A 21159-nucleotide genomic window follows, 5' to 3' on the forward strand; every position below is an offset into this window, starting at 1 on the left:
GCAACGGAATGTTGCTACCCTTTTATTCGTTACAGATAAAATTTTGGAATTATTAAATCTGAAAGATGGCATTTGCAAAAAATAAAAAATTAAACCAGGACTTCTCCAAAGTTACCATCAGCTTAGCGTCGCCGGAATCTATTCTGGAGCGCTCTAACGGTGAAGTAACCAAGCCAGAGACCATTAACTACCGGACTTACAAGCCTGAAATGGGCGGTTTGTTCTGTGAGCGTATTTTTGGTCCGGTTAAAGATTGGGAATGTCACTGCGGTAAATATAAGCGAATCCGATATAAAGGCATTATTTGCGACCGTTGCGGCGTTGAAGTTACAGAGAAGAAAGTACGTCGCGAGCGCATGGGCCACATTGAGTTGGTAGTACCGGTGGCACACATCTGGTATTTCAAATCGTTGCCAAATAAAATTGGTTACCTGTTAGGTTTACCAACCAAAAAATTAGACCAAATTATTTATTACGAGCGGTACGTAGTAGTACAGCCGGGTATTCTGGCCGAGGATGGTGTAAACCAACTCGACTTCTTAACGGAAGATGAGTACCTGGATATGATCGATAAGTTGCCTCGTGAAAACCAGATGCTGGATAACAGTGATCCGAATAAATTCATCGCCAAGATGGGTGCGGATGCGTTGGAATTATTGTTACAGCGCATTAACCTGGACGAGTTATCTTACGAGCTGCGTTACTCAGCTGCTCACGAAACCTCCCAGCAACGGAAAGGTGAAGCTTTGAAACGCCTGCGGGTAGTTGAAGCTTTCCGGGATGCCGCTACTCGTATCGAAAACCGCCCTGAGTGGATGGTAATCCGGATGGTGCCGGTTATTCCGCCAGAATTACGTCCATTGGTGCCATTGGATGGTGGCCGTTTCGCTACTTCCGACTTAAATGACCTATATCGTCGCGTTATCATCCGGAACAACCGTCTGAAGCGTCTGATTGAAATTAAAGCACCGGAAGTAATCTTACGGAACGAGAAGCGTATGTTACAGGAAGCGGTTGACTCCTTGTTCGACAACTCCCGTAAAGTTAACGCCGTTCGCGCCGAAGGTAACCGGGCTTTAAAATCACTTTCGGATATGCTGAAAGGTAAGCAAGGTCGTTTCCGTCAGAACTTATTAGGTAAGCGGGTTGACTATTCTGGTCGTTCGGTTATTGTGGTAGGTCCTGAATTGAAATTGCATGAGTGCGGTCTGCCGAAAAATATGGCAGCTGAGCTTTTCAAACCATTCATTATCCGGAAACTGATTGAGCGGGGTATTGTTAAAACCGTAAAATCAGCTAAGAAAATAGTAGATCGGAAAGATGCGGTAGTTTGGGATATTTTGGAGAATGTTCTGAAAGGTCACCCAGTACTGCTGAACCGGGCTCCTACGCTACACCGTTTAGGTATTCAGGCTTTCCAGCCGCGCTTGATCGAAGGTAAAGCAATTCAGTTGCACCCGTTAGTGTGTACGGCATTCAACGCCGACTTTGACGGTGACCAGATGGCAGTACACGTTCCTCTGGGACCAGCTGCAATTCTGGAAGCCTCTATGCTGATGCTCGCTTCACATAACATTCTGAACCCAGCCAATGGTGCACCAATTGCGGTACCATCGCAGGACATGGTTTTAGGATTATACTATGTAACCAAAGGCAAACGCTCTACTGAAAACGAGAAGATTGCCGGTGAAGGCATGGCTTTCTACAGTGCAGAAGAAGTAGTTATTGCCATTAACGAAGGCCGTTTATCTAAACACGCCTTTATAAAAGTAAGAACCAAAATACAAGACGAAAACGAGCAACTGGTTACCAAAGTAATCGAAACCGTTGCCGGTCGGGTATTATTTAATCAATTCGTGCCGGAGGAAGTTGGCTTCGTGGATGAGCTGTTAACGAAGAAAAAGTTACAGCAAATTATTTCCCGCGTGTTCAAAGTAACTGGAATGGCGCGTACCGCTCAATTCCTGGATGATATTAAAACCTTAGGCTTCCAGTCTGCTTACAAAGGCGGTCTGTCGATGGGTCTGGGTGATATTGTTATCCCTAAAGAAAAGGATATTCTGGTAGAGCAGGCCAAAAAAGATGTAGACGCTGTTTGGGCAAACTACTCTATGGGTCTGATTACCGATAATGAGCGTTACAACCAGGTTATTGATATCTGGACGCGTATTAACAACCAGATTACCGAAACCCTGATGGGCCGTCTGGAAAAAGACGATCAAGGCTTCAACTCTATCTATATGATGATGCACTCCGGCGCCCGTGGTTCCCGTGAGCAGATTCGTCAGTTAGGTGGTATGCGGGGTCTGATGGCTAAGCCGCAGAAATCGTTGCAAGGTTCAGTAGGTGAGATTATCGAGAACCCAATCCTTTCTAACTTTAAAGAAGGGCTGGATGTAATTGAGTACTTTATCTCTACCCACGGTGCCCGTAAAGGTCTGGCCGATACAGCATTGAAAACAGCGGATGCTGGTTACTTAACCCGTCGTCTGGTAGACGTTTCGCAGGACGTAATTGTAAACGAGGTAGACTGCGGTACTTTACGTGGTCTGGAAGTAAGTGCTCTGAAAGATAACGAAGATATTGTTGAGTCACTTTCTGAAAGAATATTGGGTCGGGTGAACGTTCACGATATTATTGACCCACTAACAAATGAAATCATTCTGGAGGCTGGTACCGAAATTACAGAGGAAATCACCAAGCGCATTGATGCTACCAGCATTGAAACCGTAGAAATTCGTTCGGTATTAACCTGCGAAAGCAAACGTGGAATTTGTGCTAAATGCTATGGCCGTAACTTGGCTTCTGGTAGAATGGTACAAAAAGGAGAAGCTGTTGGGGTTATTGCTGCGCAGTCTATTGGTGAGCCAGGTACCCAGTTAACCCTGCGTACGTTCCACGTGGGTGGTACTGCTTCCAACATTGCCGTAGATGCTGCTATTCGGGCGAAATTTGGTGGTAACATCGAATTTGAAGATGTTAGGACCATAGAAACAGTGAACAACGAAGGAACCCCGGTTAAAGTAGTAATGGGTCGTTCCGGTGAAGTTCGGGTAGTTGAGCCAGGTACAGGCAAAATCTTAATCAGTAACCACGTTCCTTATGGTTCGTTCCTGATGGTTGATGAAGGCCAGACAGTTACCAAAGGTGATGAAATCTGCGTGTGGGATCCATACAATGCGGTAATTCTATCGGAATACGACGGAGCCGTTGAATATGAAGCATTAATTGAAGGTATTACTTACCGCGAAGAATCGGATGAACAAACTGGTCACCGTGAAAAAGTAATTATCGAAACCAAAGATAAAACCCAAAACCCTGCTATTGGTATACGAGCCCGGAATGATGAGTATAAGGCTTATAACATTCCGGTAGGAGCTCACTTAACGGTAGAAGATGCTGAGCCTATTCGGGCCGGACAAATATTGGCTAAAATTCCGCGTGCCATTGGTAAAACCCGCGATATTACGGGTGGTCTGCCGAGGGTAACGGAATTATTCGAAGCTCGGAATCCATCTAACCCAGCAGTAGTAAGCGAAATAGACGGGGTTGTTACTTATGGTGGTATTAAGCGTGGTAACCGTGAAATTTTCATCGAGTCGAAAGATGGCGTGAAAAAGAAATACATGGTGCCATTGTCGAAACACATTCTGGTACAAGATAATGACTTTATCCGGGCCGGTATGCCGTTATCAGATGGTGCTATTACGCCAACCGATATTCTGAATATTCAGGGACCTGGTGCGGTGCAGGAATATTTAGTGAACGAGATTCAGGAAGTATACCGCTTACAAGGTGTAAAAATTAACGACAAGCACATTGAGGTGGTAGTTCGCCAAATGATGCAGAAAGTTGCCGTTATTGATCCGGGTGATACATCGTTCCTGGAAAACCAGGTAGTTGACAAAGTTACTTTCATGGAAGAGAATGATATGATCATCGACATGAAAGTAGTAGAGGATGCGGGCGATTCAACCAACCTGAAACCAGGCCAGATTGTAACTGCCAGAAGACTAAGGGACGAAAACTCCAGCCTGAAACGTCGCGATATGCGAATTGTATCGGTTAGAGATGCGCAGCCGGCAGTTTCTAGACCAACGTTACAAGGTATTACTCAAGCTTCACTAGGTACGCAAAGCTTTATCTCGGCAGCTTCCTTCCAGGAAACAACCAAAGTATTAAGCGAAGCAGCTATCAGAGGTAAGGCCGATGAGTTATTAGGCTTAAAAGAAAACGTTATTGTAGGTCACCTGATCCCAGCCGGTACCGGTCTGCGGGAGTATTCTAAATTAATTGTAGGATCACAGGAAGAATACGATAGCTTATTATCTTCTAAAGCAGCTACTAAAGCTCGTCAGACAGAGTTACAGAATAAATAATGGCGAAAGAACCAGCAGCCCAGGAAAACCAGATAAACATAGAACTGACCGAAGAGATTGCGGAAGGTGAATATGCAAATTTGGCAATGATAGCCCACTCCAGCAGTGAGTTTGTAATTGATTTTATCCGGTTAATGCCGGGTATTCCGAAAGCGAAAGTTAAAGCCAGAATAGTTATCACGCCAGAGCACGCTAAACGTTTGTTGGCGGCTCTGGCCGATAATATCCGCCGGTTTGAAGAAAGCTACGGAGATATTAAGCAAGTTCACCAGGAGCCAAGTTTTCCCATGAATTTTGGGGGTAATATAGGTGAAGCTTAATTATTTATATAAAATTAATATTGAATTTGCAAAATTTATTTTATACCTTTGCAGACCAAAATTTTGAGAAGAAGAATTCCTATAAAAATTTAGTAAATGCCTACTATACAACAATTAGTACGAAAAGGTAGAGAGAAACTGACCACTAAATCAAAATCTCCAGCCTTAGATTCTTGTCCACAGAGACGAGGGGTGTGCACCAGGGTTTATACAACAACCCCTAAGAAACCTAATTCCGCAATGCGTAAAGTTGCCCGTGTGCGCTTAACAAATGGGAAAGAGGTAAACGCTTACATACCGGGTGAAGGTCACAACTTACAAGAGCACTCAATTGTGCTTATCAGAGGTGGCAGAGTAAAAGATTTACCAGGAGTTCGTTACCACATTATTCGTGGTGCGTTGGATACTGCCGGGGTAAATGGCAGATTGCAGCGCAGATCTAAATACGGAGCAAAACGTCCGAAACCAGGACAACCAGCTGCTAAAGGTGGTAAACCAACTCCAGGTAAGAAGAAATAATAAGAAGTAGTAATACAATGAGAAAAGCAAAACCTAAAAATAGAATTCTTCTTCCAGATCCAAAGTATAAAGAAACTTTGGTAACCCGTTTTGTAAACTACCTGATGTACGATGGTAAAAAAAGTATTGCATACAATATTTTTTACGATGCGTGCGAAGCAGTAGAAAAACGGACAAAAGAAAATGGTTTGGAGCAGTGGAGAAAAGCTTTGAACAACATCATGCCAAGCGTAGAGGTTAAAAGCCGTCGCGTGGGTGGAGCTACTTTCCAGGTTCCAACCGAGGTAAGACCAGATCGTAAAATTTCATTAGGTATCAAATGGATGATTCTGTACGCTAGAAAGCGTGGAGAAAAAACCATGACCGACAAATTAGCTGGTGAAATTATTGCCGCAGCCAAAGGTGAAGGAGCAGCAGTGAAGAAAAAAGATGATACACATAGAATGGCAGAGGCCAATAAAGCCTTCTCACATTTTAGATTCTAATTATAAATGGCACGCGATTTAAAATATACAAGAAATATTGGTATAGCTGCGCACATTGATGCTGGTAAAACCACAACCACAGAACGTATTCTTTATTATACTGGTGCAAGCCATAAAATAGGGGAAGTTCATGATGGCGCTGCAACCACCGACTGGATGGAACAGGAGCAGGAGCGTGGTATTACCATTACTTCAGCTGCAGTAACCGTAGATTGGAAATATAGAAACAATACTTACCACATTAATATTATTGATACCCCGGGTCACGTGGATTTTACCGTTGAGGTAAACCGCTCCTTACGGGTATTAGATGGTTTAGTATTTTTATTTAGTGCAGTTGATGGCGTTGAGCCGCAATCCGAAACTAACTGGCGCTTAGCAAATAATTATAACGTTGCCCGAATTGGTTTTGTAAATAAAATGGACCGTTCTGGTGCAGATTTCTTAGCTGTTGTAAAACAAGTAAAAGAAATGTTAGGCAGCAATGCGGTTGCTTTGCAGTTGCCAATAGGAGCAGAAGATGATTTTAAAGGGGTAGTTGATTTAGTAAACTTCCGGGGTATTGTTTGGAATGAACACGATAAAGGGATGACCTTTACCGAAGTGCCTATTCCGGATGATATGTTAGAGGAAGCTACTGAGTACCGCGAAAAATTACTGGAAGCAGTAGCTGATTACGATGAGTCATTAATGGAGAAATACTTCGATGATCCGGAAACGATTACCGAAGATGAAATCATGAATGCTTTACGTAAGGCAACAATTGATATGGCTATTGTACCCATGCTGTGTGGTTCTTCTTTCAAGAACAAAGGTGTACAAACCATGCTGGATTATGTAATGGCATTATGCCCTTCTCCGCTGGATAAAGAAAGCATCAAAGGTACCAATCCGGATACCGGAGAAGAAGTAGCTCGTAAGCCTTCAGAAAGCGATCCATTCGCGGCTTTAGCCTTTAAAATTGCTACTGACCCGTATGTAGGTCGTCTTTGTTTTATCAGAGCATATTCTGGCGTGCTGGAATCTGGTTCATATGTATATAATACCCGTTCCGGTAATAAAGAACGTATCTCTCGTATTTTCCAAATGCATGCTAACAAGCAAAATGCTATTGAAAGATTAGGAGCAGGAGATATAGGTGCCGTTGTAGGTTTTAAGGATATTAAGACAGGCGATACCCTGTGTGACCAAAATCATAAGATTGTTTTGGAAGCTATGGAATTCCCTGAGCCAGTAATTGGTTATGCTATTGAGCCAAAAACCCAAGCAGATGCTGATAAAATGGGTATGGCTATTGGTAAATTGGTTGAAGAAGATCCAACTTTATTAGTTCACACCGACCAAGAAACAGGACAAACAATCCTGAGAGGTATGGGTGAGTTGCACCTGGAAATTATAATGGACCGCCTTAAAAGAGAATTTAAGGTAGAAATAAACCAAGGGGCACCACAGGTTGCTTACAAAGAAACCATTATTTCTAGCACCGAACACCGGGAAACTTATAAGAAACAATCAGGTGGTCGTGGTAAATACGGCGATATTGTATTCGAATTAGGACCCCGTGAAGATGGTAAAACCGGCTTAGAATTCGTTAATGGCATTGTAGGTGGGGTAATTCCAAAAGAATTTATTCCAGCAATTCAGAAAGGGTTTGAAGAATCAATGAAAGAAGGTGTATTAGCTGGATTCCCGATAGAATCTATGAAGGTACGCTTATTCCACGGTTCTTACCATGATGTCGATTCTGATGCATTATCTTTTGAATTAGCCGCTCGCCAGGGTTTTAAAGAAGCAGCAAGAAAATGCTCGCCGAAGTTATTAGAACCAATTATGGCAGTAGAGGTAGTTACGCCGGATGAGTATACTGGTCCTGTAACCGGAGATTTAAATCGTCGCAGAGGCTTAATGAAAGGTATGGATACAAAGGCAGGTTCTCAGGTAATTAAAGCTGATGTGCCTTTATCGGAACTTTTTGGCTATGTAACTGATTTAAGAACTTTGACCTCTGGTCGTGCAACAGCCAACATTACTATTTCGCATTACGAGCAAGTGCCGGCGAACTTGGCCGAAGGAATAATAGCTAAAGTAAAAGGTACAGGTAAATAGTCTTAGAAATAATGAACCAAAAAATCAGAATTAAATTAAAATCTTACGATCATAATTTGGTAGATAAATCTGCTGAAAAGATTGTAAAAGCTGTAAAGACAACCGGTGCCATTGTAAGTGGACCTATTCCTTTACCTACTGAAAAAGATATTTTTACAGTACTCCGTTCGCCGCACGTAAACAAAAAAGCACGTGAGCAATTTCAGTTATGTACCTATAAAAGATTAGTTGATATTTATTCAACTAGTTCAAAAACAGTAGATGCTTTAATGAAGCTAGAGTTACCTAGCGGCGTTGATGTAGAGATTAAAGTTTGATAAACCAGCTTTTTGTAATAAAGAAAGAACCGGTGTATACTGGTTCTTTTTTTATTTTTAATAGTTAAAAAATTAATTAACAATAATTTGCAAAAAGAAAATTAAAAATAGTATCTTTGCACTCCCTTAACGAAGGGATATTTGTATTTATAAAGATTGTTTAATCAGAAAGTAGAATGCCTGGAATAATCGGTAGAAAAATCGGAATGACAAGCCTCTTCACACCTGATGGGAAAAGCGTAGCTGCTACGCTTATTCAAGCAGGTCCGTGTGTAGTAACACAAGTGAAGACTGTAGAAGTTGATGGCTATGAAGCTGTTCAAGTTGGCTACGGTGATAAAAAAGAAAAATTAGCAAACAAGGCCGAAACTGGTCACTTTAAAAAAGCTAACGCAACTCCTAAAGTAAAGGTTGTAGAGTTTAGAACCGAGGTAGAAGGTTTTAATTTAGGAGATACCATCAACGTAGATTTCTTTGCAGAAGGAGAGTTTGTGGATGTAGTTGGAACCTCAAAAGGTAAAGGTTTCCAGGGCGTTGTAAAAAGATATAACTTTAGTGGGGTTGGTGGCCAGACTCACGGTCAGCACAACCGGGCAAGACACCCAGGTTCTATTGGAGCTTGCTCTTGGCCTTCTCGCGTATTCAAAGGAATGAGAATGGCTGGACGCATGGGTAACGATCGCGTAAAAGTTCAGAACTTACGGGTTTTACGTGTATTAGCCGATAAAAATTTGATTCTTGTTAGTGGTTCCGTTCCTGGTGCCAAAAATTCATTTGTAGTTTTAGAGAAATAAAATGGAGCTTTCTGTATTAAATAAAGCAGGAGAAGATACAGGCAGAAAGGTAACCCTTTCGGATGCAGTATTTGGTATTGAGCCAAATCAGCATGCTATGTATCTGGATGTTAAACAATACCTGGCAAATCAGCGTCAGGGAACCCACAAATCCAAAGAACGTAACGAAGTTTCTGGAACCACTAAAAAGCTGAAAAAACAAAAAGGTACAGGTGGTGCCCGGGCAGGTAGCATGAAATCGCCGGTATTTATTGGTGGTGGTAGAGTGTTCGGTCCTCGTCCGCGGAACTATAGCTTTAAATTAAACAAGAAATTAAAAGCATTAGCCCGTTTATCAGCTTTGTCAAGCCTAGCTAAAGATAACAAAGTGACATTGGTAGAATCGTTTTCATTTGAAAAACCAAAAACCAGTGAGTTTGTTAGTGTGCTTGGCAAATTGAATTTCTCTAACAAGAAAACCTTAATCGTAACGGCCAAAAAAGATAATAATCTTTATTTATCCAGCCGTAACCTCCAGAAAGTGAAAGTAGCAGAAGCTGCCGATTTAAATACATACGATTTATTGAAAGCGGAAACTTTGTTGCTTACTGAAGATTCATTGTCCACTTTAGAGAGCCTTTATAGCACAAAATAATGCAAATATTAAAAAAACCTTTGGTTACTGAAAAGATGACCGCTTTAAATGAAAAAGGTAAATATGCCTTTGAAGTAGCTAAAACTGCTAATAAAGTGGAAATCAAAAAAGCAGTTGAAAAGTTGTATGGCGTAACAGTAGAAAAAGTTTCTACCATGCGGGTACAAGGTAAGCTTAAAGTAAAAAATACAAAAGCTGGCGTGGTAAGCGGACGTAAGCCATCTTATAAGAAAGCTATTGTTAGCTTAAAAGAAGGTGAGTTTATTGATTTTTATAGCGGCATATAATAATTAAAAAATGGCATTAAGAAAATTAAGACCAACAACACCAGGTCAAAGATTTCGGGTAGCTCCGCAGTTTGATGAGATTACATCAATGCAGCCAGAAAAATCTTTGTTGGCACCTATAAAAAAATCTGGTGGTAGAAATGATTCTGGTAAAATGACCATGCGCTACATAGGGGGCGGTCATAAACAAAAATACCGGATTATAGATTTTAAAAGAACCAAGTTCGGAATTCCGGCAACTGTAAAATCAATCGAGTACGATCCAAACAGAACTGCTCGTATTGCTCTTTTGTTTTATGCTGACGGTGAGAAAAGCTATATTCTGGCACCAGCCGGATTAAAAGTAGACAGCACAGTAATTTCAGGGCCAGGTGTAGCTCCTGAAGTTGGTAACAGCTTGCCGCTCTCAGATATTCCTTTAGGTACTATTATTCATAATATTGAATTAATGCCAGGTAATGGCGGTACCTTAGCACGTAGTGCTGGTACTTATGCGCAGCTAGTTGCTCGCGAAAATAAGTATGCTACTATTAAATTACCATCAGGTGAAATGCGCATGGTTTTAGTTACCTGCATGGCAACTGTTGGTACTGTATCAAACTCAGACCACATGAACGTAAATCTGGGTAAAGCGGGTAGAAGCAGATGGTTGGGTATTCGCCCAAGAGTTCGTGGTGTTGCTATGAACCCAGTTGATCACCCAATGGGTGGTGGTGAAGGTAAATCTTCTGGAGGACAGCCTCGTTCTAGAAAAGGTTTATTTGCCAAAGGTAAAAAGACAAGAAATAAAAATAAATATTCAGAGAACCTGATTGTTAATAGAGGTAAAAAATAATGGGAAGATCATTAAAAAAAGGGCCATATATTGACTTCAGGCTCGAAAAGAAAGTAACAGCAATGGATGAATCCGGCAAAAAGACTGTGGTAAAAACCTGGTCTCGCCGTTCCATGATTTCTCCGGACTTTGTAGGTCATACTTTTGCTGTTCACAACGGAAATAAATTTATTCCGGTTTATGTTACAGAAAATATGGTTGGCCACAAATTAGGTGAGTTTGCTCCAACCAGAAATTTCAGAGGCCATATTGCTAAAAAAGATAAAGGTAAGAGATAACAATGCAAGCAATAGCTAAATTAAAAAATGTTCCTACCTCTCCCCGCAAAATGCGCCTAGTGGCTGGTTTAGTAAGAGGTCAGAGTGTAAATAAAGCTTTAGGTTTATTAAAATTTGAAGCGAATGTCGGAGCTGAAAAAATTGAAAAATTATTATTATCAGCTTTATCTAACTGGCAGCAAGCAAACACGGATGCCCGCATCGAAGATTCTAATCTTTACATAAAAGAAATAAGAGTTGATGAAGGAAAGATGCTGAAGAGATTAAGACCAGCTCCCCAGGGCCGTGGTCATAGAATCAGAAAGAGATCTAACCATGTGACCATTATTATAGATAGCCGCGTGGAAGAAGAACTCCAAGTAAATAACCAAGAATAATTAGCGAAATATTTTGTAATAATGGGACAAAAAGTAAATCCAGTAGGTTTAAGATTAGGTATCATCAAAGGATGGGATTCTAATTGGTACGGTGGAAAAGATTTCGCTGATAAGCTCATTGAAGATGAGAAAATTAGAAAATATATACTTGCGCGTATTCCTAAAGGTGGTATTTCAAAAATTATCATTGAAAGAACATTAAAGAGAATTACCATTACCATTAATACTGCTCGTCCGGGCGTAGTAATTGGTAAAGGTGGCCAGGAAGTAGATAAAATTAAAGAAGAGCTTAAGAAAGTAACGAATAAAGATGTACAGATTAACATCTACGAAATTAAGCGTCCGGAACTGGATGCCAAATTAGTAGGGGAATCTATTGCACAACAGTTACAAGCCAGAATCTCTTTCCGGAGAGCTATGAAGCAAGCAATTGCTTCTGCTATTCGGGTAGGAGCAGAAGGTGTTAAAGTTCAGGTATCAGGTCGTTTAGGAGGGGCCGAGATGGCACGTACCGAATCGTATAAAGAAGGAAGAACTCCCTTACATACTCTACGGGCAGATATTGACTATGCATTGTCCGAAGCGCAGACTGTTTACGGTAAATTAGGTATCAAAGTATGGATATTTAAAGGAGAAGTATTTGGTAAAAAAGACCTTTCTCCAAACCAGGAACAATCTAAACCATCAGGTGGTAATACCGGTGGATCGCCCCGCAACGAAAGAGGCGGTGACAGAGGTGACCGTGGTGGCCGCAGAGGCGACCGCAATGACCGCGGTGGAGATTTTGCCGGTAAGGATAGAAGAGAAGGTGGTGGTGGCCAACAGCGCAGAGGCGGTGGCGGCGGTAAACCCAGAAATAAATAATACAAAATCATCAAAACATTTTTAAGAGATGTTACAGCCGAAAAGGACAGTATATAGAAAAATGCAGAAGGGAAGAGTTAGAGGTCTAGCTCACCGTGGTAGCACCATTTCCTTCGGTTCATTTGCTATAAAATCATTAGAAGCTTCCTGGATTACCAGCCGCCAAATAGAAGCAGCCCGTATAGCAATGACACGTGCTATGAAACGTGAAGGTCAAGTATGGATTCGGATTTTTCCTGATAAACCAATTACCAAAAAGCCAGCGGAAGTGCGGATGGGTAAAGGTAAAGGTTCGCCAGAATATTGGGTAGCTGTGGTTAAACCAGGTACTATTTTATTTGAATCTGATGGAGTACCTCTGGAAACTGCTCAGGAATCTTTAAGATTAGCGGCCCAAAAACTGCCGGTAAAAACAAAATTTGTTGTACGTAAAGATTTCGTAGAGTAATAAAATGAAATATTCAGAAATACAAGCACTTTCTTTAGAAGAACTTAAAGAACGCTTACAAGCAGAAACTTCCAGCCGTCAATCTTTGTTATTTGCACATTCTATTTCTCCATTGGAAAATCCCTTGCGAATAAACCAAAATCGGAAAGTAATCGCAAGATTACAGACGGAACTAAGAAAAAGAGAATTAGAGGGAGCTTCTAAATAATATTACAATGGAAGAAAGAAATCTAAGAAAAGAAAGAACTGGTCGGGTTGTCAGCAACAAAATGAATAAGACAATCACCGTTATCGTAGAAAGCAAAATGAAACACCCTATTTACGGGAAGTTTGTAAATAAATCTACGAAGTTTAAAGCTCACGATGAAAATAATGAATGCGGCGAAGGTGACTTGGTTCGCATTATGGAAACTCGGCCGTTGAGCAAAAGCAAGAACTGGCGTTTAGTAGAAATAATAGAAAGAGCTAAGTAAGATGGTACAGCAGGAATCAAGATTATCTGTTGCCGACAATAGCGGAGCTAAAGAAGTTTTAGTTATCCGGGTATTAGGCGGAACAGGAAAGAAGTACGCTTCTATAGGCGATAAAATTATAGTAACTGTAAAATCAGCTTTATCATCTGGCAACGTTAAAAAAGGCTCTGTTTCTAAAGCAGTTGTTGTAAGAACAAAAAAAGAAATCCGTCGGAAAGATGGTTCTTATATTCGTTTTGATGATAATGCGGCAGTTTTGTTAAACAACAACGACGAGCCAAGAGGAACACGGATCTTTGGGCCGGTTGCCCGCGAGTTACGTGAAAAGCAATTTATGAAAATCGTTTCTTTAGCTCCGGAGGTATTATAATCATGAAAGCACAAAACGAGAAAGTAAATAAGTTACACGTAAAAACTGGCGATACTGTTAAAATTATTGCTGGTAATGATCGTGGTAAAACCGGACGTATTGTTTCCGTTAAAAAAGACGTGAATAAAGTTGTAGTAGAAGGCTTAAACCTTGTAACCAAGCACAACAAACCCAGCGCAAAAAATCCGCAGGGTGGTATTTCTAAGCAAGAAGCACCTATACATGCCAGCAATGTGCAGTTAGTTGATGCAGCAGGTGCGGTAACCCGTACTGGCAAAAAGGCTGACGATAATGGTAAACTGCAGCGGTATTCTAAAAAAACAGGTAATTTAATTTAATATGGCTACTGCACGTTTAAAAGATAAATACAATAGTGAAATCGTAAATCAGTTAAGAGAGCGGTTTCAATATAAAAGCGTGATGCAAGTTCCTAAGATTTTAAAAATCTGCATCAATAAAGGAATTGGCAATGCGGTATCAGATAAGAAATTAGTTGATATTGGCGTTGACGAATTAACAACTATCTCGGGTCAGAAAGCCGTAGCAACTAAAGCTAAAACCTCGGTATCTAACTTTAAGCTGCGTGAAGGCATGCCAATTGGGGCAAGAGTAACTTTGCGGGGCGACCGGATGTACGAATTTATGGACCGCTTAATGACCGTAGCCTTACCGCGCGTTCGTGACTTTAGAGGTATTAGCGATAAAGGATTTGATGGAAGAGGAAATTACACCTTAGGTGTTAAAGAGCAAATCATTTTCCCAGAAATCAGTATCGATAAAATTAAAGCTATTTCGGGTATGGATATTACTTTTGTAACTACTGCTAAAAACGACGAAGAGAGTTTTGAGCTGTTGAAAGCATTTGGTATGCCATTCATGAATGTAAAAAAATAATACAATGGCTAAAGAATCAGTAAAAGCAAGAGAGTTAAAACGCCTGAAAATGGTAGCTAAATATGCTGAAAAAAGAAAAGCATTAAAAGCTGCCGGGGATTGGGATGCCTTAGATAAATTACCTAAAGATGCATCGCCGGTTCGTTTACATAACCGTTGCCGGATTACCGGTCGTCCACGGGGATTTATGCGTAAGTTTGGAATTTCACGTGTAATGTTCCGGGATATGGCTTCAGAAGGAAAGATTCCAGGCTTAACAAAGGCAAGCTGGTAATTTTTTTCTGCTGATAATTAAATAATTAAAAAAAACATTAGTATCTTTGCGGCTCTTTTTAGGAGCTAATATATTTATTCATAATGAATACAGATCCAATAGCAGATTATTTAACCAGACTCAGGAATGCCATAAAAGCAAACCATCGGGTGGTTGAAATTCCGGCAAGTAAAATCAAGAAGGAAATTACAAGAGTACTTCACGAGAAAGGGTATATTCAAAGCTATCGGTTTGATGACTCTACTGTTCAGGGTACTATTAAAATAGCCCTCAAATATAATCCAAGTACAAAGCAACCTGCTATTGTAAATCTGGAAAGAGTAAGTAAACCTGGTTTACGGAAATATACTCATTATGAGAATTTGCCACGCGTTTTAAACGGTTTAGGGGTAGCCATTTTATCTACTTCTAAAGGCGTAATAACCGAAAAAGAAGCAAAAGATCTTAATGTGGGTGGGGAAGTTTTGTGTTACGTTTATTAAGAAAACATCACTATGTCACGTATAGGTAAATTGCCAATCACATTGCCGGCAAATGTTGATTTAACTGTTGCTGCCGATAATCTGGTGACGGTTAAAGGACCAAAAGGAACGTTGAGTACTTTAGTAGATAGAGATATTACCGTTGCCAGTGAAGATGGTACTATTACAGTTAACCGTCCTACAGAACAAAAGCGTCATAAAGCATTGCACGGTTTGTATCGTTCTTTAATCAACAACATGGTTGTAGGTGTAAGCGAAGGTTTTCGTGAATCGCTAGAATTAATTGGGGTTGGTTACAAGGCAACTGTTGCTGGCAATACTTTAGAGTTATCTTTAGGCTATTCACATAATATATTTTTAGCATTACCAGCAGAGGTGAAAGCTACTGCAGTAACTGAAAAAGGTAAAGCTCCTTTAATTACTTTAGAGAGTAACGATAAACAACTAATAGGCCAGGTAGCTGCAAAAATCAGATCATTAAGAAAAGTTGAACCTTACAAAGGTAAAGGTGTACGCTTTGTTGGTGAGGTAGTAAGAAGAAAAGCAGGTAAAACAGCCTCTAAATAATAACTGTCATGGCAGTAAGTAAACTCGAAAGAAGAACCAGAATTAGAAAAAGTATCAGAAGCAAAATTTCTGGTACTCCTGAAAGACCACGTTTATCCGTTTTCAGAAGTAATAAAAATATATACGCGCAATTGATTGACGATGTAGCTGGCAAAACTTTAGTTGCCGTTTCTTCTGCAAAATTTGCAGGCGAAGCAAACGGTAAAACTGAATTGTCTTCTGCTGTAGGCCGTGAACTGGCTACAATAGCGCAGGAAAAAGGTATTTCAGAAGTAGTATTTGACCGCTCCGGATATTTATATCATGGTCGTGTTAAAACATTAGCAGACAGCGCCAGAGAGGCCGGTCTTAAATTTTAATATATGTCACAGAATAACAATCGTGTTGTAAAAGCGAGTGAGATTGACCTCAAAGAACGGGTTGTGGCAATCAAGCGTGTAGCTAAAGTAGTAAAAGGTGGTAGAAGATTTAGTTTTTCAGCCATCGTTGTGGTAGGAGATGGTAATGGTACCGTGGGTTATGGATTGGGTAAAGCTAATGAAGTAACTGATGCTATTGCAAAAGGAATTGATGATGCTAAGAAGAATTTAGTTAAAGTTCCTATTTATCACCACACAGTACCTCATGCCATTGAGGGAAAATATTCAGGCGGTTTTGTTTTGGTTAAACCAGCAGCAGCCGGTACAGGTGTTATTGCTGGTGGTGCAATGCGTGCTGTTTTTGAAAGCGCAGGCATTAAAGATGTTTTGGCAAAATCTAAAGGTTCTTCTAACCCACACAACGTGGTTAAGGCTACTTTCGATGCTTTAATTAAAATGCGTGATCCTTTAGCGGTAGCTCAACAAAGAGGGGTAAGTCTTCAGAAAGTATTTAACGGTTAAGTAAGATGGCGCAAATAACAATTAAACAAATTAAAAGTGTTATTGATCGTCCGGAAAGACAAAAGAAGACGATGCAAGCACTAGGTCTGGGTAAAATAAACAAAACTGTTACAGTAGAAGATACCCCCCAGATTTTGGGAATGATCCAGAAAGTACATAACTTGGTTGAGGTAAAATAAAGTTATCATGAATTTAAGTACATTACAACCTGCTGAAGGCTCTGTTAAAGATAGAAAAAGAATAGGACGGGGTACCGGTTCAGGCCGTGGTGGAACTTCTACCAGAGGCCATAAAGGTGCTAAATCACGTTCTGGTTATAGCAAAAAGTCTGGTTTTGAAGGTGGTCAAATGCCTTTACAAAGACGTGTTCCTAAATTTGGTTTCAAAAACTTCAACCGGGTTGAATTTGCAGGTGTGAACCTAGATATTATTCAGTCTTTGATTGAAAGGGACAATGCAACTACAATCGATTTTGCTTATTTAAAAGCTCACGGCTTAGTTTCTAAAAACGATAGAATTAAAATTTTAGGACGTGGTGAGTTAAAAAGTGCAGTTGAGGTACATGCACATGCCTTCTCTAAATCAGCAATAGCTGCAATAGAAAATGCCGGTGGGAAAGTTGTTACCCTATAATTAAGTTATGAAAAAACTTATAACAACTTTTAAAAATATTTTTGCAATTGAAGACCTAAGGATTCGGATTCTGAATACCTTAGGTTTCATTGCAATATTCCGTTTGGGATCTTACGTAGTACTACCAGGAATTGATCCTAATCGGCTACAATCTAATTCTCAAGGAATATTTGGTTTACTTGATACCTTATTAGGAGGAGCATTTAGCAATGCTTCTATTTTTGCATTAGGTATCATGCCGTATATTTCTGCTTCTATTGTTTTACAATTACTAACAATAGCAGTTCCATATTTCCAGAAGCTTCAAAAAGAAGGAGAATCCGGAAGAAAAAAAATCAATCAGTACACGCGTGTATTGACCATACTAATTACTGCAGCGCAGTCATTTGGTTTTATTCAAACTATAAATGCTGAGGCAATTGTAGTAGATCCTTTTTGGTTTAGTATAACCTCAATTTTTATTTTAACAGCCGGAACCATGTTTTGTATGTGGTTAGGCGAGAAGATTACAGATAAAGGTATTGGTAATGGTATATCTATGTTAATTATGATTGGCATAGTATCGCGTTTACCTGGTGCCTTAATTGCAGAAGCATTATCTAAAAGATTAAATGGAGCTTTATTATTTATATTAGAGCTAATTGCACTGTACTTTGTGGTAATGGCTGTTGTTATGCTTACGCAAGCAATTAGAAGAATACCAATTCAATACGCAAAGCAAGTTGGTGGTACAACGCAGTATAGTGGTCATCGCCAATTTATTCCGTTAAAGGTAAATGCAGCCGGTGTAATGCCAATTATTTTTGCGCAGTCATTGATGTTTATCCCATCATTAATAGCCTCTATTTGGCGGGATACATCTGAACTAGCTGCCTCCATTGGTACTACCTTTGCAGATTTTACTTCTTGGCAGTACAATTTGTTATTCGGTATCTTAATAATTGTATTTACATATTTTTATACGGCTATTAGTGTTAATCCGGACCAAATTTCTAATGATTTAAAACGTAGCGGCGGATTTATACCCGGTGTAAAACCAGGCTTAGCTACTTCTGAGTTCATTGGCCAAGTACTTGATAGAATTACCTTACCTGGCGCTTTGTTCTTAGCTTTAATAGCTATTCTGCCGGCCATTGCTATGCTATTTGGTATAACTAGAGAGTTTTCGGCTTTCTTTGGTGGAACATCACTCATTATTATGGTGGGTGTAGTTTTAGATACCTTAAACCAAATAGAAAGCTATTTATTAATGCGTCATTATGATGGCATGATGAAGTCTGGTAAGCTGAAAGGCCGTACGCAAAATATTGCGTTGGCATCTTAATAATGGTTTATTACAAAACAGAAGAAGAAATAAATATTATTCGCGAAGCCGCTCTTATTTTAAGTAAAGCGCATGGTGAAGTAGCTTCTCTTATAAAAGAAGGAGTTACTACAAAACAATTAGATTCGCGAGCAGAAGAATTTATTAAGGATCATGGCGGTTGGCCATCCTTTAAGGGTTATAATGGCTTTCCATTTAGTTTGTGTATTTCAGTTAATTCAGCTGTTGTACACGGCATGCCAGGCGACTATGTTATTAAGAACGGCGACATAGTTTCTATAGATGGAGGCGTTTTTAAAAACGGTTTTCATAGCGATTGCGCTTATACCCACGGTGTTGGTGAACTTTCTGAAGATGTTAAACGGTTACTTACAGTTACCAAACAGTCTTTATACAAAGGGTTGGAAAAAGCAGTGGCAGGTAACCGGTTAGGTGATATGTCTGCTACTATTCAGCAGGAAGTAGAAAAAGAAGGTTTTTCAGTAGTAAGAGAATTAGTGGGTCATGGTATCGGACGGAACTTACACGAAGCGCCTGAGGTTCCTAACTATGGAAAAAGAGGTCAGGGCATTAAATTGCAAAACGGATTAGTGATTGCAGTTGAACCCATGGTCAACTTAGGATCTAAAAATATTGTTCAGGAGGCTGATGGCTGGACAATCAGAACAAGAGATAACAAACCATCTGCTCATTTTGAACATACAATTGTAGTACGGAAGGATAAAGCGGAAATTCTAACCTCCTTCGAGTACATAGAGAAAGGTGCATAAAAAATTATATGGCAAAACAGTCTTCTATTGAGCAGGACGGAACTATTGTTGAAGCTTTATCTAATGCGATGTTTCGTGTTGAACTGGAAAACGGACATCAGGTTATATCACATATTTCAGGTAAAATGCGCATGCATTATATTAAAATATTACCTGGCGATAAAGTGAAAATTGAAATGTCGCCTTATGACTTATCTAAAGGAAGAATAGTATATCGGTATAAATAAAATGAAAGTTAAAGCATCAGTTAAAAAAAGAAGTGAAGATTGCAAAGTTATCCGCAGAAAAGGAAAGCTTTATGTAATCAACAAAAAGAACCCACGGTATAAACAAAGACAAGGTTAATTTAATAAAATGGCTAGAATAGCAGGAGTAGATATTCCGGATAAAAAAAGAGGCGAAATTGCCTTGACTTATATTTATGGTATTGGCCGTAGAGCTTCTCAATCCATCCTGACCAAAGCAGGTGTTAACTTCGATAAGAAAGTTAGTGATTGGACTGAAGAAGAAGCTGGTGCTATCAGATCAGTAATCGCGGCAGAGCATAAAACCGAAGGTGTTTTGCGTTCTGAAGTGCAACTGCACATTAAGCGGTTAATGGATATAGGTTCTTACAGAGGGTTACGTCATAGAAAAGGCTTGCCTGTGAGAGGTCAGCGTACTAAAAACAATTCCCGGACCAGAAAAGGGAAGCGTAAAACAGTTGCTAATAAGAAAAAAGCTACTAAATAATTAATATAATGGCTCAAAAAAGAAAAGATAAAGCTAAAAAGCGCGTCGTTGTTGTTGAAGCAACCGGACAAGTGCATATTAAGGCTTCTTTCAATAACATAATTGTTTCTATTACCAACAACAATGGTCAGGTTATTTCCTGGGCTTCTGCTGGTAAAATGGGTTTTAAAGGTTCTAAGAAAAACACACCTTATGCTGCCCAAATGGCAGCTTCTGACTGCGCGAAAGTTGCACATGAACTAGGTATGCGGAAAGCTGAGGTATTTGTAAAAGGACCTGGTGCTGGAAGAGAATCGGCTATTCGTACTGTTCAGAATGCTGGTATTGAAGTTACTACTATTAAAGATGTAACACCATTACCGCATAATGGCTGTCGGCCTCCAAAACGTAGAAGAGTTTAAGAAAAATGAATAAAGCCTCTTTCTAAGAGGCTTTGTTAAAAAATAATATTAGCAATGGCAAGATATACTGGCCCAAAAACAAAAATATCCAGAAGATTTAACGAGCCTATCTTTGGTGCAAATAAAGCTTTACAGAAAAAAGCTTATCCTCCTGGTATGCATGGAAGAGGCCGCAGAAAAAAACAATCTGAATACGCAATTCAGTTAATGGAAAAGCAAAAAGCTAAATACCTGTATGGTGTTTTAGAAAAGCAATTTGCTAACCTGTTTGATAAAGCGCATCGTAAAGGTGGCATTACTGGCGAAAATTTATTGGCTTTGTTAGAAGCCCGTTTAGATAACACTGTTTACCGTTTAGGTATTGCGCCAACCCGGAGAGCAGCTCGTCAATTGGTTTTACACAAACATATTACCGTTGATGGCGAAGTGGTAAATATTTCCTCTTACAGCTTAAAGCCAGGCCAGGTTATCGGGGTTCGTGAAAAATCAAAGTCTCTTGAAGCAATTACAACAAGTTTGTCGGCTCGTAATGCCCGTCAGTTTGGTTGGTTAGAATGGGACGGAAAAGAAATGATTGGAAAATTTGTTTCTGCTCCGCAACGTGATCAAATCCCAGAAAAGATTCAAGAGCAATTAATTGTGGAACTTTACTCTAAGTAATAATTTACTAGTTAGTAATAGTTCTTTAATACCATCTTTTAAAAATAAAATAGTC

33 protein-coding genes are annotated in these 21159 nt (G+C 39.8%); all 33 read left to right on the plus strand.

The window, feature by feature from the left end; translation table 11 throughout:
• Positions 1 to 65 precede the first annotated feature (65 nt).
• The 33 genes from rpoC to rpsD all read left to right on the plus strand — a co-directional run bounded on the left by rpoC (position 66) and on the right by rpsD (position 21104).
• A complete protein-coding gene (rpoC, locus tag F0145_RS01975; RefSeq protein WP_150086373.1) occupies positions 66 to 4379 on the plus strand; it encodes a DNA-directed RNA polymerase subunit beta' in 4314 nt (1437 codons plus the stop codon).
• Entirely contained in the window at positions 4379 to 4699 is a 321-nt protein-coding gene (locus tag F0145_RS01980) for a DUF3467 domain-containing protein (RefSeq protein ID WP_150086374.1), read from the plus strand. The genes rpoC and F0145_RS01980 overlap by 1 nt, the downstream gene beginning before the upstream one ends.
• 96 nt (positions 4700 to 4795) lie before the next feature.
• On the plus strand, positions 4796 to 5218 hold the full coding sequence (rpsL, locus tag F0145_RS01985; protein ID WP_150086375.1) for a 30S ribosomal protein S12: 423 nt from the start codon (positions 4796 to 4798) through the stop codon (positions 5216 to 5218).
• Between the two features lie 17 nt (positions 5219 to 5235).
• The gene (gene rpsG, locus F0145_RS01990; RefSeq protein ID WP_146894487.1) at positions 5236 to 5703 is read left to right on the plus strand and encodes a 30S ribosomal protein S7; all 468 of its coding nucleotides are present in this window, start codon (positions 5236 to 5238) and stop codon (positions 5701 to 5703) included.
• A 6-nt stretch (positions 5704 to 5709) separates the two neighbouring features.
• Positions 5710 to 7809, plus strand: a complete 2100-nt coding sequence (gene fusA / locus F0145_RS01995) for an elongation factor G (protein WP_150086376.1) — start codon at positions 5710 to 5712, stop codon at positions 7807 to 7809.
• A gap of 11 nt (positions 7810 to 7820) precedes the next feature.
• Positions 7821 to 8126: a 30S ribosomal protein S10 gene (gene rpsJ, locus F0145_RS02000; protein ID WP_146894485.1), complete on the plus strand. Its 306-nt coding sequence runs from the start codon at positions 7821 to 7823 to the stop codon at positions 8124 to 8126.
• A 176-nt stretch (positions 8127 to 8302) separates the two neighbouring features.
• Positions 8303 to 8920 (plus strand): 50S ribosomal protein L3, encoded by a 618-nt coding sequence (gene rplC, locus F0145_RS02005; RefSeq protein WP_150086377.1) that lies wholly within the window; start codon positions 8303 to 8305, stop codon positions 8918 to 8920.
• 1 nt (position 8921) lies between these two features.
• On the plus strand, positions 8922 to 9554 hold the full coding sequence (rplD, locus tag F0145_RS02010; protein WP_150086378.1) for a 50S ribosomal protein L4: 633 nt from the start codon (positions 8922 to 8924) through the stop codon (positions 9552 to 9554).
• The gene (gene rplW, locus F0145_RS02015; protein WP_150086379.1) at positions 9554 to 9841 is read left to right on the plus strand and encodes a 50S ribosomal protein L23; all 288 of its coding nucleotides are present in this window, start codon (positions 9554 to 9556) and stop codon (positions 9839 to 9841) included. Before rplD ends, rplW begins: the two co-directional genes overlap by 1 nt.
• Before the next feature lie 10 nt (positions 9842 to 9851).
• A complete protein-coding gene (rplB, locus tag F0145_RS02020) occupies positions 9852 to 10676 on the plus strand; it encodes a 50S ribosomal protein L2 (protein ID WP_150086380.1) in 825 nt (274 codons plus the stop codon).
• On the plus strand, positions 10676 to 10954 hold the full coding sequence (gene rpsS, locus F0145_RS02025) for a 30S ribosomal protein S19 (RefSeq protein WP_150086381.1): 279 nt from the start codon (positions 10676 to 10678) through the stop codon (positions 10952 to 10954). The genes rplB and rpsS overlap by 1 nt, the downstream gene beginning before the upstream one ends.
• A 2-nt stretch (positions 10955 to 10956) precedes the next feature.
• On the plus strand, positions 10957 to 11331 hold the full coding sequence (rplV, locus tag F0145_RS02030; protein ID WP_150086382.1) for a 50S ribosomal protein L22: 375 nt from the start codon (positions 10957 to 10959) through the stop codon (positions 11329 to 11331).
• Between the two features lie 21 nt (positions 11332 to 11352).
• Positions 11353 to 12195 (plus strand): 30S ribosomal protein S3, encoded by an 843-nt coding sequence (rpsC, locus tag F0145_RS02035; RefSeq protein WP_150086383.1) that lies wholly within the window; start codon positions 11353 to 11355, stop codon positions 12193 to 12195.
• Positions 12196 to 12223: 28 nt separating this feature from the next.
• On the plus strand, positions 12224 to 12643 hold the full coding sequence (gene rplP / locus F0145_RS02040) for a 50S ribosomal protein L16 (RefSeq protein ID WP_150086384.1): 420 nt from the start codon (positions 12224 to 12226) through the stop codon (positions 12641 to 12643).
• A 4-nt stretch (positions 12644 to 12647) separates the two neighbouring features.
• The gene (rpmC, locus tag F0145_RS02045) at positions 12648 to 12851 is read left to right on the plus strand and encodes a 50S ribosomal protein L29 (RefSeq protein WP_150086385.1); all 204 of its coding nucleotides are present in this window, start codon (positions 12648 to 12650) and stop codon (positions 12849 to 12851) included.
• Positions 12852 to 12858: 7 nt separating this feature from the next.
• Entirely contained in the window at positions 12859 to 13116 is a 258-nt protein-coding gene (rpsQ, locus tag F0145_RS02050) for a 30S ribosomal protein S17 (RefSeq protein WP_150086386.1), read from the plus strand.
• A 1-nt stretch (position 13117) separates the two neighbouring features.
• Positions 13118 to 13486 (plus strand): 50S ribosomal protein L14, encoded by a 369-nt coding sequence (rplN, locus tag F0145_RS02055; protein WP_146894474.1) that lies wholly within the window; start codon positions 13118 to 13120, stop codon positions 13484 to 13486.
• A 2-nt stretch (positions 13487 to 13488) separates the two neighbouring features.
• Positions 13489 to 13824 carry a 50S ribosomal protein L24 gene (rplX, locus tag F0145_RS02060; RefSeq protein WP_150086387.1) on the plus strand — a complete coding sequence of 112 codons (336 nt, stop codon included), beginning with the start codon at positions 13489 to 13491 and terminating at the stop codon, positions 13822 to 13824.
• Between the two features lies 1 nt (position 13825).
• Positions 13826 to 14380, plus strand: coding sequence for a 50S ribosomal protein L5 (gene rplE, locus F0145_RS02065; protein ID WP_150086388.1), 555 nt, complete (start codon positions 13826 to 13828; stop codon positions 14378 to 14380).
• 4 nt (positions 14381 to 14384) lie between these two features.
• Positions 14385 to 14654 carry a 30S ribosomal protein S14 gene (gene rpsN, locus F0145_RS02070; RefSeq protein WP_150086389.1) on the plus strand — a complete coding sequence of 90 codons (270 nt, stop codon included), beginning with the start codon at positions 14385 to 14387 and terminating at the stop codon, positions 14652 to 14654.
• Between the two features lie 83 nt (positions 14655 to 14737).
• Positions 14738 to 15136, plus strand: a complete 399-nt coding sequence (gene rpsH, locus F0145_RS02075) for a 30S ribosomal protein S8 (protein ID WP_150086390.1) — start codon at positions 14738 to 14740, stop codon at positions 15134 to 15136.
• A gap of 12 nt (positions 15137 to 15148) precedes the next feature.
• Positions 15149 to 15703, plus strand: a complete 555-nt coding sequence (rplF, locus tag F0145_RS02080; protein WP_150086391.1) for a 50S ribosomal protein L6 — start codon at positions 15149 to 15151, stop codon at positions 15701 to 15703.
• A gap of 8 nt (positions 15704 to 15711) precedes the next feature.
• Positions 15712 to 16062, plus strand: a complete 351-nt coding sequence (rplR, locus tag F0145_RS02085; protein ID WP_150086392.1) for a 50S ribosomal protein L18 — start codon at positions 15712 to 15714, stop codon at positions 16060 to 16062.
• Positions 16063 to 16065: 3 nt separating this feature from the next.
• Positions 16066 to 16584 carry a 30S ribosomal protein S5 gene (rpsE, locus tag F0145_RS02090; protein WP_150086393.1) on the plus strand — a complete coding sequence of 173 codons (519 nt, stop codon included), beginning with the start codon at positions 16066 to 16068 and terminating at the stop codon, positions 16582 to 16584.
• Between the two features lie 5 nt (positions 16585 to 16589).
• Positions 16590 to 16763 (plus strand): 50S ribosomal protein L30, encoded by a 174-nt coding sequence (rpmD, locus tag F0145_RS02095; protein WP_150086394.1) that lies wholly within the window; start codon positions 16590 to 16592, stop codon positions 16761 to 16763.
• A gap of 7 nt (positions 16764 to 16770) precedes the next feature.
• Positions 16771 to 17217, plus strand: a complete 447-nt coding sequence (rplO, locus tag F0145_RS02100) for a 50S ribosomal protein L15 (RefSeq protein ID WP_150086395.1) — start codon at positions 16771 to 16773, stop codon at positions 17215 to 17217.
• A gap of 7 nt (positions 17218 to 17224) precedes the next feature.
• Positions 17225 to 18541, plus strand: a complete 1317-nt coding sequence (gene secY, locus F0145_RS02105; protein ID WP_150086396.1) for a preprotein translocase subunit SecY — start codon at positions 17225 to 17227, stop codon at positions 18539 to 18541.
• Between the two features lie 2 nt (positions 18542 to 18543).
• The gene (gene map / locus F0145_RS02110; RefSeq protein WP_150086397.1) at positions 18544 to 19311 is read left to right on the plus strand and encodes a type I methionyl aminopeptidase; all 768 of its coding nucleotides are present in this window, start codon (positions 18544 to 18546) and stop codon (positions 19309 to 19311) included.
• An 8-nt stretch (positions 19312 to 19319) separates the two neighbouring features.
• Complete coding sequence (gene infA, locus F0145_RS02115) at positions 19320 to 19538, plus strand: translation initiation factor IF-1 (RefSeq protein ID WP_026461690.1); 219 nt, start codon at positions 19320 to 19322, stop codon at positions 19536 to 19538.
• A gap of 1 nt (position 19539) precedes the next feature.
• The gene (gene ykgO / locus F0145_RS02120) at positions 19540 to 19656 is read left to right on the plus strand and encodes a type B 50S ribosomal protein L36 (protein WP_071885446.1); all 117 of its coding nucleotides are present in this window, start codon (positions 19540 to 19542) and stop codon (positions 19654 to 19656) included.
• 9 nt (positions 19657 to 19665) lie between these two features.
• Positions 19666 to 20043, plus strand: a complete 378-nt coding sequence (gene rpsM / locus F0145_RS02125; protein ID WP_150086398.1) for a 30S ribosomal protein S13 — start codon at positions 19666 to 19668, stop codon at positions 20041 to 20043.
• Between the two features lie 8 nt (positions 20044 to 20051).
• Complete coding sequence (gene rpsK / locus F0145_RS02130) at positions 20052 to 20444, plus strand: 30S ribosomal protein S11 (protein WP_146894461.1); 393 nt, start codon at positions 20052 to 20054, stop codon at positions 20442 to 20444.
• A gap of 54 nt (positions 20445 to 20498) precedes the next feature.
• Complete coding sequence (gene rpsD, locus F0145_RS02135) at positions 20499 to 21104, plus strand: 30S ribosomal protein S4 (RefSeq protein WP_150086399.1); 606 nt, start codon at positions 20499 to 20501, stop codon at positions 21102 to 21104.
• The last annotated feature ends 55 nt before the right edge of the window (positions 21105 to 21159 follow it).

This window comes from Adhaeribacter rhizoryzae (assembly GCF_008629685.1).
GTDB classification, from domain to species: domain Bacteria; phylum Bacteroidota; class Bacteroidia; order Cytophagales; family Hymenobacteraceae; genus Adhaeribacter; species Adhaeribacter rhizoryzae.

What these genes read in the sequence shown, in the direction of transcription:
- rplN (WP_146894474.1), top strand. Translation starts at nt 13,118, where the DNA reads ATGGTACAGCAGGAATCAAGATTATCTGTTGCCGACAATAGCGGAGCT.
- rpmC (WP_150086385.1), top strand. Translation starts at nt 12,648, where the DNA reads ATGAAATATTCAGAAATACAAGCACTTTCTTTAGAAGAACTTAAAGAA.
- rpsM (WP_150086398.1), top strand. Translation starts at nt 19,666, where the DNA reads ATGGCTAGAATAGCAGGAGTAGATATTCCGGATAAAAAAAGAGGCGAA.
- fusA (WP_150086376.1), top strand. Translation starts at nt 5,710, where the DNA reads ATGGCACGCGATTTAAAATATACAAGAAATATTGGTATAGCTGCGCAC.
- rpsQ (WP_150086386.1), top strand. Translation starts at nt 12,859, where the DNA reads ATGGAAGAAAGAAATCTAAGAAAAGAAAGAACTGGTCGGGTTGTCAGC.
- F0145_RS01980 (WP_150086374.1), top strand. Translation starts at nt 4,379, where the DNA reads ATGGCGAAAGAACCAGCAGCCCAGGAAAACCAGATAAACATAGAACTG.
- secY (WP_150086396.1), top strand. Translation starts at nt 17,225, where the DNA reads ATGAAAAAACTTATAACAACTTTTAAAAATATTTTTGCAATTGAAGAC.
- rpsK (WP_146894461.1), top strand. Translation starts at nt 20,052, where the DNA reads ATGGCTCAAAAAAGAAAAGATAAAGCTAAAAAGCGCGTCGTTGTTGTT.
- rplR (WP_150086392.1), top strand. Translation starts at nt 15,712, where the DNA reads ATGGCAGTAAGTAAACTCGAAAGAAGAACCAGAATTAGAAAAAGTATC.
- rplW (WP_150086379.1), top strand. Translation starts at nt 9,554, where the DNA reads ATGCAAATATTAAAAAAACCTTTGGTTACTGAAAAGATGACCGCTTTA.
- rpsL (WP_150086375.1), top strand. Translation starts at nt 4,796, where the DNA reads ATGCCTACTATACAACAATTAGTACGAAAAGGTAGAGAGAAACTGACC.
- rpsE (WP_150086393.1), top strand. Translation starts at nt 16,066, where the DNA reads ATGTCACAGAATAACAATCGTGTTGTAAAAGCGAGTGAGATTGACCTC.
- rpoC (WP_150086373.1), top strand. Translation starts at nt 66, where the DNA reads ATGGCATTTGCAAAAAATAAAAAATTAAACCAGGACTTCTCCAAAGTT.
- rpsJ (WP_146894485.1), top strand. Translation starts at nt 7,821, where the DNA reads ATGAACCAAAAAATCAGAATTAAATTAAAATCTTACGATCATAATTTG.
- rpsC (WP_150086383.1), top strand. Translation starts at nt 11,353, where the DNA reads ATGGGACAAAAAGTAAATCCAGTAGGTTTAAGATTAGGTATCATCAAA.
- ykgO (WP_071885446.1), top strand. Translation starts at nt 19,540, where the DNA reads ATGAAAGTTAAAGCATCAGTTAAAAAAAGAAGTGAAGATTGCAAAGTT.
- map (WP_150086397.1), top strand. Translation starts at nt 18,544, where the DNA reads ATGGTTTATTACAAAACAGAAGAAGAAATAAATATTATTCGCGAAGCC.
- rplB (WP_150086380.1), top strand. Translation starts at nt 9,852, where the DNA reads ATGGCATTAAGAAAATTAAGACCAACAACACCAGGTCAAAGATTTCGG.
- rpsS (WP_150086381.1), top strand. Translation starts at nt 10,676, where the DNA reads ATGGGAAGATCATTAAAAAAAGGGCCATATATTGACTTCAGGCTCGAA.
- rplX (WP_150086387.1), top strand. Translation starts at nt 13,489, where the DNA reads ATGAAAGCACAAAACGAGAAAGTAAATAAGTTACACGTAAAAACTGGC.
- rpsD (WP_150086399.1), top strand. Translation starts at nt 20,499, where the DNA reads ATGGCAAGATATACTGGCCCAAAAACAAAAATATCCAGAAGATTTAAC.
- rplE (WP_150086388.1), top strand. Translation starts at nt 13,826, where the DNA reads ATGGCTACTGCACGTTTAAAAGATAAATACAATAGTGAAATCGTAAAT.
- infA (WP_026461690.1), top strand. Translation starts at nt 19,320, where the DNA reads ATGGCAAAACAGTCTTCTATTGAGCAGGACGGAACTATTGTTGAAGCT.
- rplD (WP_150086378.1), top strand. Translation starts at nt 8,922, where the DNA reads ATGGAGCTTTCTGTATTAAATAAAGCAGGAGAAGATACAGGCAGAAAG.
- rplV (WP_150086382.1), top strand. Translation starts at nt 10,957, where the DNA reads ATGCAAGCAATAGCTAAATTAAAAAATGTTCCTACCTCTCCCCGCAAA.
- rplC (WP_150086377.1), top strand. Translation starts at nt 8,303, where the DNA reads ATGCCTGGAATAATCGGTAGAAAAATCGGAATGACAAGCCTCTTCACA.
- rplP (WP_150086384.1), top strand. Translation starts at nt 12,224, where the DNA reads ATGTTACAGCCGAAAAGGACAGTATATAGAAAAATGCAGAAGGGAAGA.
- rplF (WP_150086391.1), top strand. Translation starts at nt 15,149, where the DNA reads ATGTCACGTATAGGTAAATTGCCAATCACATTGCCGGCAAATGTTGAT.
- rpsG (WP_146894487.1), top strand. Translation starts at nt 5,236, where the DNA reads ATGAGAAAAGCAAAACCTAAAAATAGAATTCTTCTTCCAGATCCAAAG.
- rpsN (WP_150086389.1), top strand. Translation starts at nt 14,385, where the DNA reads ATGGCTAAAGAATCAGTAAAAGCAAGAGAGTTAAAACGCCTGAAAATG.
- rpmD (WP_150086394.1), top strand. Translation starts at nt 16,590, where the DNA reads ATGGCGCAAATAACAATTAAACAAATTAAAAGTGTTATTGATCGTCCG.
- rplO (WP_150086395.1), top strand. Translation starts at nt 16,771, where the DNA reads ATGAATTTAAGTACATTACAACCTGCTGAAGGCTCTGTTAAAGATAGA.
- rpsH (WP_150086390.1), top strand. Translation starts at nt 14,738, where the DNA reads ATGAATACAGATCCAATAGCAGATTATTTAACCAGACTCAGGAATGCC.